This is a genomic window from Conexibacter woesei DSM 14684, from assembly GCF_000025265.1.
Lineage (GTDB): Bacteria > Actinomycetota > Thermoleophilia > Solirubrobacterales > Solirubrobacteraceae > Conexibacter > Conexibacter woesei.
The window spans coordinates 798224-811883 of sequence record NC_013739.1 but is presented as its reverse complement, the minus strand read 5'-3'; the positions used below and the strand labels follow the sequence as shown (position 1 = coordinate 811883).

Annotated in this window: 16 protein-coding genes; 8 read left to right on the top strand and 8 right to left on the bottom strand. The window is 73.9% G+C overall.

Features of this window, described 5'->3' with window-relative positions; genetic code table 11:
• The first annotated feature begins 31 nt into the window (after positions 1 to 31).
• From thiE to CWOE_RS03820, 6 genes are all read left to right on the top strand, one after another.
• The gene (gene thiE / locus CWOE_RS03845) at positions 32 to 703 is read left to right on the top strand and encodes a thiamine phosphate synthase (protein WP_041731464.1); all 672 of its coding nucleotides are present in this window, start codon (positions 32 to 34) and stop codon (positions 701 to 703) included.
• On the top strand, positions 690 to 1247 hold the full coding sequence (locus CWOE_RS03840; protein WP_012932255.1) for a hypothetical protein: 558 nt from the start codon (positions 690 to 692) through the stop codon (positions 1245 to 1247). The genes thiE and CWOE_RS03840 overlap by 14 nt, the downstream gene beginning before the upstream one ends.
• Positions 1248 to 1322: 75 nt before the next feature.
• The gene (lpdA, locus tag CWOE_RS03835) at positions 1323 to 2696 is read left to right on the top strand and encodes a dihydrolipoyl dehydrogenase (RefSeq protein WP_012932254.1); all 1374 of its coding nucleotides are present in this window, start codon (positions 1323 to 1325) and stop codon (positions 2694 to 2696) included.
• Positions 2697 to 2708: 12 nt separating this feature from the next.
• Positions 2709 to 3383 carry a DsbA family protein gene (locus tag CWOE_RS03830; RefSeq protein WP_012932253.1) on the top strand — a complete coding sequence of 225 codons (675 nt, stop codon included), beginning with the start codon at positions 2709 to 2711 and terminating at the stop codon, positions 3381 to 3383.
• Positions 3380 to 3628, top strand: coding sequence for a hypothetical protein (locus tag CWOE_RS03825; protein ID WP_012932252.1), 249 nt, complete (start codon positions 3380 to 3382; stop codon positions 3626 to 3628). The genes CWOE_RS03830 and CWOE_RS03825 overlap by 4 nt, the downstream gene beginning before the upstream one ends.
• Positions 3629 to 3790: 162 nt before the next feature.
• Positions 3791 to 5113, top strand: a complete 1323-nt coding sequence (locus tag CWOE_RS03820; protein WP_041730078.1) for a dihydrolipoamide acetyltransferase family protein — start codon at positions 3791 to 3793, stop codon at positions 5111 to 5113.
• A gap of 54 nt (positions 5114 to 5167) precedes the next feature.
• Here CWOE_RS03820 and CWOE_RS03815 read toward each other — a convergent pair whose 3' ends face one another.
• The 4 genes from CWOE_RS03815 to CWOE_RS03800 form a co-directional block, all read right to left on the bottom strand.
• A complete protein-coding gene (locus CWOE_RS03815) occupies positions 5168 to 5542 on the bottom strand; it encodes a hypothetical protein (protein ID WP_012932250.1) in 375 nt (124 codons plus the stop codon).
• Entirely contained in the window at positions 5539 to 6804 is a 1266-nt protein-coding gene (locus CWOE_RS03810) for a WD40 repeat domain-containing protein (protein WP_012932249.1), read from the bottom strand. Before CWOE_RS03810 ends, CWOE_RS03815 begins: the two co-directional genes overlap by 4 nt.
• Positions 6801 to 7415, bottom strand: a complete 615-nt coding sequence (locus CWOE_RS03805; RefSeq protein ID WP_012932248.1) for an RNA polymerase sigma factor — start codon at positions 7413 to 7415, stop codon at positions 6801 to 6803. Before CWOE_RS03805 ends, CWOE_RS03810 begins: the two co-directional genes overlap by 4 nt.
• Positions 7416 to 7534: 119 nt before the next feature.
• A complete protein-coding gene (locus CWOE_RS03800; protein ID WP_236262225.1) occupies positions 7535 to 9100 on the bottom strand; it encodes a DHA2 family efflux MFS transporter permease subunit in 1566 nt (521 codons plus the stop codon).
• A gap of 78 nt (positions 9101 to 9178) precedes the next feature.
• On the opposite strand from CWOE_RS03800, the gene CWOE_RS30135 reads away from it, so the two are divergent.
• Positions 9179 to 9841, top strand: coding sequence for a potassium channel family protein (locus CWOE_RS30135; RefSeq protein ID WP_049793168.1), 663 nt, complete (start codon positions 9179 to 9181; stop codon positions 9839 to 9841).
• A 12-nt stretch (positions 9842 to 9853) separates the two neighbouring features.
• On the opposite strand, the gene CWOE_RS03790 is transcribed toward CWOE_RS30135, so the two are convergent.
• Positions 9854 to 11608 (bottom strand): cation:proton antiporter, encoded by a 1755-nt coding sequence (locus tag CWOE_RS03790; RefSeq protein WP_012932245.1) that lies wholly within the window; start codon positions 11606 to 11608, stop codon positions 9854 to 9856.
• 22 nt (positions 11609 to 11630) lie between these two features.
• On the bottom strand, positions 11631 to 12122 hold the full coding sequence (locus CWOE_RS03785; protein WP_012932244.1) for a DUF1269 domain-containing protein: 492 nt from the start codon (positions 12120 to 12122) through the stop codon (positions 11631 to 11633).
• A gap of 76 nt (positions 12123 to 12198) precedes the next feature.
• Between CWOE_RS03785 and CWOE_RS03780 the strand changes: the two genes are divergently transcribed.
• Positions 12199 to 12831, top strand: a complete 633-nt coding sequence (locus tag CWOE_RS03780; RefSeq protein ID WP_012932243.1) for a TetR/AcrR family transcriptional regulator — start codon at positions 12199 to 12201, stop codon at positions 12829 to 12831.
• Here CWOE_RS03780 and CWOE_RS03775 read toward each other — a convergent pair.
• Positions 12828 to 13316 (bottom strand): DUF6325 family protein, encoded by a 489-nt coding sequence (locus tag CWOE_RS03775; RefSeq protein WP_012932242.1) that lies wholly within the window; start codon positions 13314 to 13316, stop codon positions 12828 to 12830. The genes CWOE_RS03780 and CWOE_RS03775 overlap by 4 nt on opposite strands.
• An 11-nt stretch (positions 13317 to 13327) precedes the next feature.
• On the bottom strand, positions 13328 to 13645 hold the full coding sequence (locus CWOE_RS03770; protein WP_012932241.1) for an SHOCT domain-containing protein: 318 nt from the start codon (positions 13643 to 13645) through the stop codon (positions 13328 to 13330).
• Positions 13646 to 13660 lie beyond the last annotated feature (15 nt).

The following is a 13660-nucleotide window of genomic DNA, read 5'->3' as shown; positions in this document are numbered from 1 at the left end:
GCGGCGGCCGGCTGCCAAGATGGGGTTCCAGATGTCCCTCACCACCGGCACCGAACGACGCGCGCGGCTCGCCGCCGCCCACCTCTACCTCGTCTGCGACGCGACCGGCGACGGGCGCGACCTCGCCGCCTTCCTCGACGCCGCCCTGCGCGGCGGCGCCGACCTCGTGCAGCTGCGCGACAAGGACGGCGACGACGCGACGATCCTGCGTGCCGCGCCGGTCTTCCGCGCGGCCGCCGACGCGCACGGCGCGCTCTTCATCCTCAACGACCGGCCCGACCTCGTCGCGGCGACCGGCGCCGACGGCGTCCACGTCGGCCAGGACGACCTGCCCGTCGCGCAGACGCGCGCGGCCGTCGGCCCGGACCGCATCGTCGGCCTCTCGACGCACACGCCCGCGCAGGTCGACGCCGCCGACGCGCGCGACGAGGTCGACTACTTCGCCGTCGGCCCCGTCCACGCGACGCCGACGAAGCCCGGCCGCCCGGCCGTCGGCATCGAGCTGATCGAGCATGCCGCGCGCACGCCGCGGCGCGCGCCGTGGTTCGCGATCGGCGGCATCGACGCGAGCACCGTCGGCCCCGTCGCGGCCGCAGGCGCGACACGCGCGGTCGTCGTCCGCGCGCTGACGGCCGCGGCCGATCCGGAGGCGTCGGCGCGCGCGCTGCGCGCCACGCTGGAGGCTCGCGTTGGGGCAGCGTAGCCGCAAGCGCGGGCAGCGCAGCGGGGCGGTCGCGCCGCCCGCCGCGGCGTCTCAGACGGACGCGTCCGCCGCGCCCGCTGCGCCCGGCACGGAGCCCGCGGCCGAGCCCGCCAGACCGAGCCGCACCGAGCTGCGCAACGCCGAGGCGCGCGCGGCGCTCGTCCCGCTCGCCGACGGCGAGCGGCCCGGCGCCGTCACCGCCGGCGCACTCGTCTCGACTGTGCTCGGCGTGCTCGTCGTCGTCGGCTACGCCTCCGGCGCGCGCGTCGGCGGCGAGGGCAGCCTCGCGGGCGCGCTCTTCCTCGCCGGCATCTTCCTGGTCGCCGGCTACGGCATGTGGCGCGTGCGCTACTGGGCCGTGCTCGGCTTCGAGGCCCTGCTGGCGTTCCAGATCGTCGTCGCCTCGCTGTCGCTGATGGTCGCCTCCAACGTCTGGGCCGCGCTCCTCTGCGTCGCCGTGATCGTGCTCGGCGGCTGGCTCTTCTGGAAGCTGATCCGAGCGATGGCCCGCATCCAGATGCCCGAGCGGCGCCCCGCGCGCTAGCGGAACGCGACATCCGGCAGGCGGATCTGTTAGGCGCACGGCGCTCGCGAACGACGTTCGTATAACCTCGCCGCCATGCCTGATTCCGCATACGACTGCATCGTCATCGGGTCCGGTCCCGGCGGCTACGTCGCGGCCATCCGCGCGGCGCAGCTCGGACTGCGAACCGCTGTCGTCGAGAAGGACCAGATCGGCGGCCGGTGCCTCAACTACGCCTGCATCCCTGCGAAGGTCGTGCTCCGCTCGGCCGACATCCTCTCCGAGATCGACGAGGCCGCTGAGTTCGGCATCGCCGTCGAGGGCCGCACGGTCGACTTCTCGAAGGTCATGGACCGCCGCAAGAAGGTCATCAGAACGATGACCGGCGGCGTCAGCGGCCTCTTCAAGAAGAACAGAATCGACGTCATCGAGGGCGTCGGCGCCGTCACGAAGGACGGCAACGTCGTCGTCGACGGCACGACGTACGAGGCGACGAAGGGCGTCATCCTCGCGACCGGCTCGGTCAAGCGGCCGATCCCCGGCACGCAGTTCGGCGGCCGCGTGATCGGCACCGAGGAGGCGTGGGCGCTCGACGAGCTGCCGAAGACGCTCGCCGTCGTCGGCGCCGGCGCGTCCGGCTCGGAGATCGCCTCCGCGTACGCCCGCCTCGGCACCGAGGTGCTGCTGTTCGAGGCGCTGGACCGGGTCCTCCCGACCGAGGACTCCGACATCTCGAAGCTCGCCGAGCGCGGGCTCAAGAAGCAGGGCATGAAGGTCTTCACGAGAACGTTCGTCGAGAACGTCGAGGCCGGTGACTCGTCCGTCAGATTCACCTACAACGGCGAGGCCGGCGAGGCCGAGTGGCTCGTGATCGCGGCCGGCCGCGGCGCCGACGTCGAAGGCCTCGGGCTCGACGAGGCCGGCGTCAAGGTCGACGACAGAGGCCTGATCGAGGTCGACCGCGCGCAGCGCACGTCGGTCAAGGGCGTGTGGGCGATCGGCGACATCGTCCCCGGCCCCGCGCTCGCTCACAAGGCGTCGGAGGAGGGCATCATCGCCGCCGAGGACATCAACGGCGACGAGACGCATCCGTTCGAGTACGTCGACGTCCCGCGTGCGACCTTCTGCACGCCGAACGTCGCCTCGTTCGGGCTCACCGAGCAGCAGGCGAAGGACGCCGGCCACGACGTCGTCGTCGGCAGAGTCCCCTACGGCGCCGTCGGCGCCGGCACGGTCTACGGCGACCGCGCGGGCCTGATCAAGATCATCGGCGACAAGAGATACGGCGAGCTGCTCGGCGGTCACATCATCGGCGCGAAGGCGACCGAGCTGATCCAGGAGCTCGTCAACGCCAAGTCGCTCGAGGGCGGCTACCCCGAGGTCGCGCGCATCGTCCACGGCCACCCGACGCTCTCCGAGGGCGTCATGGAAGCCGCGCGCGACGCCGACGGCTGGCTGATCCACGGCTAGGACGGAACCTCGGTGTCCGAGCTCGATCTCTCGGTCACGCAGCATCAGGCGGCCGCGCCCTCTTCGGAGGGGACGCGGCCGTTGTTCTACTACGACCTCGGTGAGCCCGAGGCGTACCTCGCCGCCGAGCGTGTGATGGCCGCGCTGCCGGTCGTGCCCGAGTGGGTGCCGGTGCTGGCGGCCGGGCTGCCGGGCGAGGCCGTGACCGGCGAGCACGACGTCGCCGCCGGCGAGGAGCCCCCCGGGCGCCGCGCCGCGATCGAGGCGCTCGCCGCGCGGCGCCACGTGCAGCCGCTGCGGTGGCCGGCGGACTGGCCCGGCGACTCGCGCCGCGCGATGGTCGCCGCGACGTACGCGAAGCAGATCGGCCGCGCGGTCGCCTTCTCCCTCGCCGCCTTCCGCCAGGCGTTCGCGGGCGGACGCGACCTCGCCGACGACGACACGATCCTGATCGCCGGCGCCGCCTGCGAGATGCACCCGAACGCCGTCAAGAAGGCGCTCGATCGCGATGCGATCGGCGCGGCGCTCGACGCGGCGACCGCCGATGCCGCGGCGGCCGGCGTGCGGCGCGTGCCCGCCGTGCGGATCGGTGACGACGTCTACCACGGCGACGCGGGGATCGACGCGGCCGCCGCCGAGCTGACCGCTGCACTGACCGCCGTGCGGCGCACCACGACCGAGCGGTGAGCGCCGTGCGGGCGAACCGCGCGTACGAGCTGATCGTCGCCCGCGAGGGCCGCGGACCCGCCTTCCTCGCCCCGCCCGAGCGCGTCGACCGGGTCGAGGTCGTCGAGATCGACAGCGGCGAGGTCGTGCTGTTCTGGGACCTGCCGCCGCGCGAGGCGCGCCGCCTCGCGCGTGCGCTGCGCGAGGACATGGGACGCCTGGAGGCAGGCGACTTCCTCGCCGCCTGGCGTGCCGCGCAGGAGTGATGCGAATGGAACCTCCGTTCCGTCCGCACCCCGTGCAAGCGGGGGGTTGACCGCACCCGTTCGGGCGCTGGTCCTCCGCTATCGTGCGGGTAGGCCGATAGCAAATCGGCAGAGCGGAAGCGCAGGTCGTAGCGAAAGGAACCCGCCGTGCCCGATGTCGTGATGCCCCGCCTTTCCGACTCCATGGAGGAGGGCACGATCATCAAGTGGTTGAAGGCCTCCGGCGACGAGGTCCAGCGCGGCGAGGAGCTTGTCGAGATCGAGACCGATAAGGCGAACATGGTCTACGAGGCCGACGCCTCGGGCACGCTGGAGATCGTCGCCGAAGAGGGCGCGACGCTGCCGATCGGCGAGCCGATCGCGCGCCTGGGCGACGGCAGCGCACCCGCTGCCGCCAAGAGCGCGCCGAAGGCCGCCGCCGCAGCAAAGGCGCCCGCGCCGGCCACCGCCGCGCCGGCCGAGCCTGCCGAGGCTGCGCCCGCGACGACGCAGACGACGCCGCAGCCCGCCGGCGGCGACAGCAACGGCCGCGTGAAGGCCTCGCCGGTCGCCCGCCGGCTCGCGAACGAGCTGGGCGTCGACCTCGCCGGCGTCGAGGGCTCCGGCCCCGGCGGCCGGATCGTGAAGGCCGACGTCGAGGGGGCCGCGAAGGGCGGCACCGCGACCGCTGCGGCGCCCGCCGCCGACGCGCCCGCGGCCGCGCCGGCCGCCGAGCCGGACGCCGCGACCGCTCCGGCCAAGCCCGCGAAGGAGATCCCGGGTCCGGTCGTCTCCGGCGATGCCGGATCCGGGAAGGGTGAGGTGACGGTCCAGGAGCTGACGCGCACGCAGCAGGTGATCGCGCGGCGGATGGCGGAGTCGAAGGCGACGATCCCGGACTACACCGTGACGACCGAGGTCGACATGGAGGCCGCGGTCCAGTTGCGTGAGCAGATGAAGGCGGCTGCGACCGAGACGCTGCGCGCGCCGTCGTTCAACGACATGGTCGTCAAAGCCGCCGCGTTGGCGTTGCGGGAGATCCCGAAGGCCAACGGCGGCTACAGAGACGGCAAGTGGGAGCTCTACGGCCGTGTCAACGTCGGGATCGCGGTCGCGACCGACGACGCGCTGATCGTCCCGACGGTCTTCGACGCCGACAAGAAGGCGCTCGGCGAGATCTCCCGCGACGCCCGCGCGCTCGCAGCGCGCGTGCGGGCGGGCAGAATCACGCCGCCGGAGCTGTCGGGCGCGACCTTCACGGTCTCCAACCTCGGCATGTTCGGCACGACCGAGTTCACCGCCGTGATCGTCCCCGGCCAGGCCGGCATCCTCTCCGTCGGCGCGCTGCGCGACACACCCGTCGTCAGAAGCGGCCAGATCGTCCCCGGCAAGCGCATGAGCGTCACCATCACCGCCGACCATCGCATCCTCAACGGCGCCGAAGCCGCCCAATTCATCGCCCGCATCCGCGAACTCCTCGAAACACCCTTCTCGCTCGCTTTCTAGACCGGCGCGAGCAGACCCGAGCGCGGCGGTCGCCGACCCGCCGCGCTCGGAGCCTCATCCCCATCCCAGCCGCAGCGGGGTGAGGACGGGAAGCGTCTCGCGGTGGCCGTCGCGGAAGGTCGCGACGACGCGCGCTTGGATCAGCGGCACGTCAGCGAGCAGCATCCGGTCGATGCCCGCGTCACGCAGCTGCCCCGACCAGTAGCTCGCGCCGCCGTGCCGCGCGAGCGCGACGCGGCGCACGCCGAAGAACGCTGCCGCCCGCAGCGGTCGCGGGCGCACGTCGACGGCGATGCCGATGCGGTCGCACGCGATCGAGTTCGGCACGCGGCAAGTGACGCCGGCATAGGCGCGGACGACCTGCGCGGTCGGCACGAGCGGGCCGGTGACGGCGCCCGCGAGAAGCGCGAGGAAGGTCGCGGTCGTCATCGCGCCCACCCGACGACCGCGGAGTCGGCCGGGTCGCCGATGTGGCCGAGCCGTCGCGTGACGTGCCCGACGGTCGCCAGTCGCGGCCGGCCGCCGACGCGCTCGAAGATCCACTGGTCCGACGGCGGCCAGGCGAACGCCAGCCAGCGCCCGTCGGGCGAGAAGGCGAGCGAGCGGATCGTGCCGGCGCCGGCGAAGACCATCCGCGCGCGCCCGCCCAGCAGGCCCGGGCGGGTGGGTCCAGCTGCCGGGCGGGTGGGTCCGTCCGCCGGGAAGCGCACGCTCCAGACGACGCTCGTCGCGCCGCGCGGGCTGCTGCGCACGAACGCCGCGGTGCGCGAGACCGGCGAGGCCGTCAGCGCATGGAAGCGGCCGGCCGACGGGCCCGGCAGCCGCGACAGCACGCGACCCGCGGCGTCGAGCAGTGACAGCCCGCCGCCGCGCAGCACGAGCAGCCGGTCCGGTGAGACCCACGCGAGCGCCCGCACCGGCGGGCCGGAGCCAATCAGCGTGCGACCGCCGGCCACTGGGCGGTCGACGTCGCGCAGCTCGACGCGCCCGCCCGGACGCGCGTAGGCGAGCACGTGCTCGGCGGTGGGCCCGGGCCGCCACGACGGCGTCACGGGCGCGCTGGCGCGGTCGAGCAGCCGGTCGCCGCTGCCGTCGCCGGCGACGACGCGCAGCGTGCGGCCGCTGCGGTAGGCGACGCGGTAGCCGTCGCCGCGCGACCACGCGAGGTTCCCGATGCGCGGCCGCTCGAGCGTCCAGCGCGTCGCTCCCCGATCGTCGCGCGCGGAGAGACCGACGCGGTTGGTCAGCAGCACGTAGTTGCCCTTCGCCGACCACGCCGCCTCGGGGTGCTCGCCGAGGTGACGCGCCGTCAGGTCGTGCTCCACCACCCAGCTGCCGTTCAGGCCGCTGACCAGCAGGCGCCCGGGAGCGGGCAGCGCCGCGGCCGGGCGCGACGGCGCCGGGTCGATCGCGCGGTCGATCCAGCCGCCGACCTTCGCGCCCGCCGGGCTCAGCACGAGCGCGCCGAGCAGCAGCGCGAGGGACGCGACGGCCAGCGCGCGCACGCGGCGACGGTGGCGACGACGACCCGGCAGCGGCTCACGCGCCGCGTACGCGCCGCACGCGACCTCCCACGCGCGCTCCGCCGCGGCCCCGTCCACCGGCGCCGCCTCGCGCAGCCGCTCGCGCAGACCGAGGTCGTCCTGCCTTGTGGTCGCCCTGCGACACCAATCCAGGACGGCCCGGATCATCCGCGCTCCTTCAGCACGGGTCTGAGCGCGTCGAGGCCGCGGCGCAGGCGCGAGTTGACGGTCCCGCGCGGCAGCTCCAGCACACGCGCGATCTCGCCCGGCGTCAGCTCCAGCAGGTGGCGCAGGACGACGACCGCGCGCTGCTCGGGCGGGAGCGCCGCGAGCGCGGCGAGCAGCTCGGCGGAGGGCGCGCCGCTCGGCCCGTCCTCGACCGCGACCGGGGGCGGCGCCGCGGCGGCGACCTCGCGCCGGGCGTGGCCGGCGCGCGTCCAGTCGATCGCGCGGTTGGTGACGATCCGCAGCAGCCACGGCGTGAACGGACGCCGGCGGTCGAACCGCTCCAGCTGCCGCACCGCCGCGACGAACGCCTCCTGCGCGACGTCCTCGGCGGCGGCATGGTCGCGGACGATCAGCAGCGCGACGCGGTACGCCTGCGGCCAGCTGCGGCGGAAGAGCCGTTCGAGCGCCTGTTCGTCGCCCGCGAGGGCGCCGGCGATCAGCGCCTGCTCGGACGGCTCCCGCTCCCGCGACCACGACCACGACCGCGCACGCCGCAGCCGCGGCAGCGGGCCGGCCGCGGCGAGCGAGTCGGAAGCGGGCGTGGAGGCCATCTCACGGACAGTACGGCCGCGGCGACCTCAGAGGTCCGTCTTCCGGTGCGAGCGGTCAGCGAAACGGGCGACGGGCCGCCCGAGCGCCGGGCGCCGGGCGGCCGGACGCGCGGGCCGCCTCAGCCGATCGCGGCGTAGGAGCCCGCGTCCTCGTCGTCGGCGTCGACCGCGCGCTGGCGGCGCAGCAGCGCGAAGGCGAGCAGGGCAGCGACGAGCATCACGCCCGCGCCGACCCAGTAGGCGCTGGAGATCGCGGTCGTGACCGCCTCCTTGACGCCATCGACCAGCGCCGGCGGCGCGGCCGCCTCCGCGGCCGACGGGTTCGGCGAGGTGGCGGCCTGCGATATCGACCGCTCCAGCTCGGAGACCTTCGCGGCCGGCACGCCCTCCTTCGCGAGCAGCTCGGTGATCTGCGTCAGCTGCACGTTCGCGATCACCGTTCCCATCACAGCGATGCCGATCGTCCCGCCGACCTGGCGCATCGTCTGGATCACGCCGGACGCCTGGCCGCGCAGCTCCGGCGGCGCAGCGTTCATCCCGTCGGTGTTGGCCGGCGTCATCACGAACGCGAGCCCGACGCCCATCAGCAGGTAGCCGGGGACGATCCACGCGTAGCTCAGCTCGTGCAGCCAGATCGCGTTCCACGCCAGCGCGGCGGCGACGGCGAGCGCACCGAGCGCGACCGGCATCCGCGGCCCGATCTTGTCGTAGAGCACACCGACCCGTGGCGCCAGCACCAGCAGCGACAGCGTCAGCGGCAGCAGCGACAGGCCCGCCTCGATCGGCCCGAAGCCGAGCACGTCCTGGACCCAGATCGCGCCGAACACCGAGACGCCCATCAGCGCGAACTGCACCGCCGCCAGCACGACGTTGTCGGCCGTGAAGTTGCGGTTGGCGAACAGCCGCAGCTGCACGAGCGGCTCCTCCTGCCGCAGCTCCCAGAAGACCATCGCCGTCAGCAGGACCACGGAGGCGACGAGCAGGCCGATCGTCGCGGGCGAGCCCCAGCCCCAGCTGCGCGACTGCATCAGCGCGAGCACCAGGCAGCCGAGCCCGAGCACGATCAGCGGCACGCCGCCCCAGTCCATCCGCCCGCCCGCCGGCTGCTCGCGGCCCTTCAGCGTCACGCGCGCGAGCACGAGCATCGCGATGCCGACCGGCAGGTTCACGAAGAAGACGGCGCGCCACGAGATCCACTCCGTCAGCACGCCGCCGATCAGCGGGCCGAGCGCGAGGAAGACCATCGAGACGCCGGCGTAGATCCCCATCGCGCGGCCGCGCTCGGACGGTCTGAACGCGTTCATCACGATCGCGCCGGTCGCCGGCGTCATCATCGCCGCGCCGAGGCCTTCGATCGAGCGCGCGACGATGATCCACTCCTCCCCCTGCGCGAAGCCGCACGCCGCCGACGCGAGCACGAAGACGGCGGCGCCGAGGCGGAAGATGCGCGCGTTGCCGAGCAGGTCGCCGAGCTTGCCGCCGAGCGCGACGAACGCCGCTATCGCGAGCAGGTAGGCGTTGACGACCCACTGCAGGCCGACGGTCGAGAGGTCGAGGTCGCGCTGCATCGTCGGCAGCGCGACGGAGACGACGGTCTGGTCGATCAGGATCATCGACAGCGACCCCGTCATCGTCGCGAGGATCCACCAGCGGCGGTTGTCGTCGGTCAGGCGCGGTGCTCTCACGAGCGTGATCCTCTCTCCAGGGGCGGATGCGACGGCCATGCGGCGGATGCCGCCGGACCGATCGCGATGCTATGCGCCGTGCAGAAGGTGAGACTCAGCGAGGAGGCGGGCTACCGCTACGGCGTCGTGCTGTTGGTGGCGTTCGTCGCCGTCGTCTTCTTCATCGTCTCGCCCGAACGTCCTGCCAGCCGCGCGATCGGGCTGGTCCTGACGGTGACGATGCTGGTCGTGGTCGTCGTCACCGGCCGCGGCGGCGCGATCATGCGCGAGACGACGGCCGCCGTCGCGGCGGTCCTCGCGCTCGGCGTCGCGGTCGCCGTCGCGCTCGACGGCGTCCCGACGTGGGTCGGGTCGGCGCTCGGCATCATCCTCGTCGGCGGGACGATCGCCGAGCTGGTCGTCGGCCTCGGACGGATGCTGAGAGTGCGCGGCGTGACGGTCCAGGCGGTCGCCGGCGCGCTCGCCGTCTACCTGCTGCTCGGCCTGTTGTGCTCGCTGATCGTGACCGTCGCCGCGCGCGCCGGCAGCGGCACGTTCTTCGCGGAGGGCACGGACGGCTCGCAGAGCCAGCACGTCTACTTCAGCTTCACGACGATGACGACGACCGGCTACGGTGACCTGACGCCGGCGACCTCGTTCGGCCGCGCGATCGCGGTCGTCGCGATGCTCGTCGGGCAGATCTACCTCGTCACGATCATCGGGCTGCTCGTCGGCAACCTGCGCCGCGCCAGAACCACCTGACGCGGCGCCGGGTCAGGCGCCGAGCACGAGCAGGACGTCGCCGGGCCGCGGAGCCGGTGCCGGACCCGTCGTCAGCGGGTGGACGGCGCGGGCGCCGCCGTCCGCCTGCTCGCGCACGGTCGCGAGCGGCAGCGCGCCCGGCGGCCCGCTCGCGACGACGCGCACGCGCTCCCCCGTCTCCCACCGCCGCGCCAGCTCCTGCGCCGTCGCCTGCTCGCCGAACAGCGGCGGCTCGAGCGCGCGGTCGCGCGCGGCGACCTGTGGACGCCCGTCCGCCGCGGGCAGCGCGAGGACGCGCGCGGCGCCAAGCTCCTGCGCCAGCCGCTCGACGAGCAGCTCGTTGAGCGCGTCGTCGTCGGTCGTCACGAGCACGCTGCCGATCGCCTCGTCGAGCGGATCGTCGGCGACGGCGCCGTCGCCCAGCAGCGGGTCGTCGCAGACGCTCAGCCCTTCGACGCGCGCCGCCGCGGCCTCCTCCGGGCGCGGACTCCAGACGCGCACCTCAGCGCCTGCCTCGCCGAGCGCCCGCGCGAGGTCGCGCGCCCACGGCGCCGCGCCGACGACGAGCACGCCCGCCGGCTCGCCGTGCGAGAGCCCGAGCGCCCGTGCCGCGAGTGGTGCGACGATCGCGTAGAAGACGACGGTGCCGGCGATCACGGTGAAGACGATCGGCACGATCAGCTCCGCGCCCGGAGCTCCGCGGTCCGCCAGCTCGAGGCCGAAGACCGACGCGGTCGAGGCGGCGACGATCCCGCGCGGCGCGAGCGCCGCCAGCAGCGCGCGTTCGCGCAGCGGCACGCCGCTGCGCCAGGTGCACGCCGCGACCGCGAGCGGCCGCACGACCAGCACGAGCAGCGCGACGAGCGCGACCGCGGGCCAGCCGAGCGCGACCACGTCGTCGAGCGCGACCGTCGCCGACAACAGGATGAACAGCACGCCGAGCAGGATCGCGCCGAGCGTCTCCTTGAACTCGACGATCCGGCTGATGTCGACGCGGCGCTGGTTGGCGAGCACCAGCCCCATCACGATCGTCGCGACGAGACCGGCGTCGTCGCGCAGCACATCGGCGGCGGCGAACGCCGCGACGACGGCCATCAGCGTCGCCGCGACCTTCTGGCGCTCGGCCAGCCAGCCGGCGCGCAGCAGCGGCATCAGCACGAGCGCCCCTGCGATGCCGCAGCCGATCCCGGCGAGCATCGTCAACGAGAAGCCGCCGACGCGCAGCGACACGCCGCCGCCGCCGAAGTCGAGCGCGTTGAACGTCACGACGGCAGCGATCGCGCCGACGGGGTCGACGAGGATGCCCTCCCACTTGAGGATCGAGCGGACCGACCTGACGGGCCGGATGAACTCGAGCATCGGCAGCACGACCGTCGGGCCGGAGACGATCACGATCGCGCCGATCAGGATCGCGATCGGGCGCGGCACGTCGAGCAGGAAGCCGACCGCGAGCGCGGCGCAGACCCAGGTGATCAGCGCGCCGGCGGCGACGAGCCGCAGCACGACGCCGCGGACGGGGCCGCTCAGCTCCTCGCGGCGGAGACCGAGCGCGCCCTCGAACAGGATGATCCCGACCGCGATCGAGATCGCGTCTGTCAGCGCCGGGCCGAGCAGCGCCTCAGGGTCGATCAGGCCGGTGACGTCGCCCGCCAGCACGCCGACGGCGAGCAGCGGGACGATCGCGGGGATGACGAGCCGCGCCGCCAGGAGCTGGGCTCCGACGGCGAGCACGACGACGAGCGCCAGGCCGACCAGCTCGTCATCCATCGCACTTCACCTGCCGCGGAGGCTAGGCCTCCTCGGCGAACGTCTCGCGCAGCTTCGCCTCGTTCTCGCTGGAGAGGTTCGTGTAGAGCAGCTCCGCGTTGGAGAGGTCGAACTCTGCCTCGACCTTGTCGACGACGGCGTCGGAGGAGAGCAGGAACAGCGCCGAGGTGCCCGGCGTGATTCTGTCGCGCGCCTGCGCGATGAATCTGTCGTCGATGCCGACGTCGGTGAGCGAGCCGCCGAGCGCGCCCGCCGCCGCGCCGACGACGAGGCCGAACAGCGGGATGAAGAAGATCAGGCCGAACAGCAGGCCCCAGAACGCGCCGCCGAGCGCGCCCGCGCCGGCGAGGCTGTGCAGCTGCTTGGTCTTCGGCTTCTTCTTGCCCTCCTGCCAGCTGACCATCGCCGCGTCATGGATCTTGATCAGACCCTGCGACTGCAGCCCTTCGAGCTTCGCGACCGCGCGCTCCGCACCGTCCGGGTCGTTGATCTTCCAAACCGTCAGCGTTGCCACCTCGACGTCCTTTCGTAGGGGCCGCCGACGGTACGGGCTCGTTGGCACCAGGTCAACGCGAGTAGGGTGAGATGACGTGAGCACCGAATCGCCCCGCTGGAGCCGTCTCGATCCCGACGTGCGCCGCAGCGAGATCGTGGACGCCGCCGGCCGCCTCTTCACGAGCCGGCCGTTCGCCGCCGTCTCGATCACCGCGATCGCCGAGGAGGCCGGCGTCTCGCGCGCGCTCGTCACGCACTACTTCGGCGGCAAGCGGGAGCTGTTCCTGGAAGTGCTGAGCGGGCTCGGCGACCTCAGCGGCGCCGTCCCGCGCACGGACCTCGGCCTGCCGATCGAGGAGACCGTCGCGCGCAACGTCGACGCCTGGCTCGACTTCATGGAGTCCCATCGCGAGCTGGCGTTCGCGATCGCCACGCTCGTCTCGCTCGACCGCGACCCGGAGGTCGCGCGCGTCGTCGACGACATGCGCGACACGATCGTCGACCGGATGGTCGTCAACCACTTCGGCTCGACCGAGGTGCCCCCGCACGTGCGGCTCGTGCTGCGCGCCTACACCGGCGTCGCCCAGGTCGCCGTCTCCGACTGGCTCGCGACCGGGCGCGCGACGCGCGAGCAGGTCCGCGTGCTGATGACGCGCGGCCTGCTCGCGCTCGTGCGCGAGGTGATCCCGGCGCTGGAGCCGTCCGGCGGCGCGCCCGCCGCGGACTAGTCGCGCGGGCCGGTCTCCTCCTGCGCCGCGGTCAGCCCGATCGCCTCCAGGTCGAGCGGGTGGACCCACGCCTCCGCGAGCAGCTGCCCGCCGAGACCCTGCATCTTCTCCCGCAGCGGGATCGCCCAGCGGTGCTCCAACAGCGCGATCGCGGCGGCGGTGCCGGGCGGGATCGCGTCCGCGACGAACCAGACGTCCTCGTCGGAGGCGTCGATCCGCTCGGCGTGGCTCGGCGCGCCGCCGTTCGCCTCGGCCTGGAGCCCGGTGAGCGCGGCGAGCGCGTTCCCCAGCTCGGAGCCGGGCTCGGCCGCCGCGCTCAGCTCCAGCACCTGCACGCTCCCGTCCGGCGCCTTGCGCACGGCCAGCACGTCGACGAGCCGCACGACGTCGCGCGCGGCGAGCAGTTCAAGCTCGGCCAGGATCTCGCCTCTGGGCTCGCCGCCCTCGAAGCCGATCACGACGAGCTGCATCGGTCCAAGCGTCATCGTCGCCCCTCTCACGCGCCCTGCAGGACTTTGGCCTTGGCGGCGTCGAACTCGGCCTGCGTCAGCGCGCCGGCGTCGAGCAGGCTCTTCAGCTCGCCGAGCCTTGAGACGAGGTCCCCGCCCGCGGCAGCCGGCGCCGCGGGCGCGGGCGCAGCTGCGGGCTGAGCGGGCGCGGGCGGCGGCGCGGCCTGCTGCTGCTCCAGGTCGGCGAGCCGCTCCTCCTGCTCCGCCTCGCGGTAGTTGGATCGCTGCGCGTGCTTGCCGGCCATGTAGCCGGCCCCTCCCATCATCGCGGCCCGCATCAGCGGCCGCCGGCGCGGTACGAACATTCAGCTCTCCCGTCC

Coding starts and splice junctions, on each gene's coding strand:
- CWOE_RS03815 (WP_012932250.1), bottom strand. CDS start 5,542: ATGACGACCGCGACCTTCCTCGCGCTTCTCGCGGGCGCCGTCACCGGC.
- thiE (WP_041731464.1), top strand. CDS start 32: ATGTCCCTCACCACCGGCACCGAACGACGCGCGCGGCTCGCCGCCGCC.
- CWOE_RS03775 (WP_012932242.1), bottom strand. CDS start 13,316: ATGACGCTTGGACCGATGCAGCTCGTCGTGATCGGCTTCGAGGGCGGC.
- CWOE_RS03805 (WP_012932248.1), bottom strand. CDS start 7,415: ATGGCCTCCACGCCCGCTTCCGACTCGCTCGCCGCGGCCGGCCCGCTG.
- lpdA (WP_012932254.1), top strand. CDS start 1,323: ATGCCTGATTCCGCATACGACTGCATCGTCATCGGGTCCGGTCCCGGC.
- CWOE_RS03790 (WP_012932245.1), bottom strand. CDS start 11,608: ATGGATGACGAGCTGGTCGGCCTGGCGCTCGTCGTCGTGCTCGCCGTC.
- CWOE_RS03770 (WP_012932241.1), bottom strand. CDS start 13,645: ATGTTCGTACCGCGCCGGCGGCCGCTGATGCGGGCCGCGATGATGGGA.
- CWOE_RS03810 (WP_012932249.1), bottom strand. CDS start 6,804: ATGATCCGGGCCGTCCTGGATTGGTGTCGCAGGGCGACCACAAGGCAG.
- CWOE_RS03820 (WP_041730078.1), top strand. CDS start 3,791: ATGCCCCGCCTTTCCGACTCCATGGAGGAGGGCACGATCATCAAGTGG.